This window comes from Escherichia sp. KCJ4928 (genome assembly GCF_004352695.1).
Lineage (GTDB): Bacteria > Pseudomonadota > Gammaproteobacteria > Enterobacterales > Enterobacteriaceae > ECMA0423.
The window spans coordinates 1-538 of sequence record NZ_SJWV01000571.1; the positions used below are offsets into that span (position 1 = coordinate 1).

Consider the following 538-nt stretch of genomic DNA (forward strand, 5'->3'; position numbering starts at 1 on the left):
CTCACCCCCTGGCTTGTCCGGGAACGCTGCTGGCTGACCGTCTGGAGCTCTGAAGAACTGCTGAGCCGGACCGATCGCAAGGACCACCAGACCCGTATCAGGAAACTCGCTGAACACGCTCCGCCAGCCCGATTTGCGCAGGATCCATGGCGCTGGACACTTTCCGCACTCAAAATACGGCATGACGCCTTTCTGGACACGCTGGAGCAGGCCCTGACACATGATTCTGATGGTCTGCTGGTTCGCCTGATGGATATTCATGAAGTGGGACGGGAAATCCGCCGTCAACTGGAGCGCAACAGCACACCTGCAGTATGGCAGCCTCATCTGCCTGAAGATGCCCGTCCTGCCGGCTGGCGACAGGGCGAGGATACCTCTGTATTCCACGCACCGTCGCTGAATCTGCAGTTATTCACCACACAGCCTGAAACACACGGCAGCCTGATAAAGGCCGGTGACCTCTGGCACGGTATGGTCGCCATTACCCTGCCACCCCAGAATCTGCGGACATTCAACCAGCTGGTCAGGGATGTGCCCC

1 pseudogene is annotated in these 538 nt (G+C 59.1%); it reads left to right on the forward strand.

Going from position 1 to position 538, the window contains the following annotated elements:
* Positions 1–538: pseudogene (locus E0D98_RS25625) on the forward strand (ATP-binding protein); the annotation flags it as partial.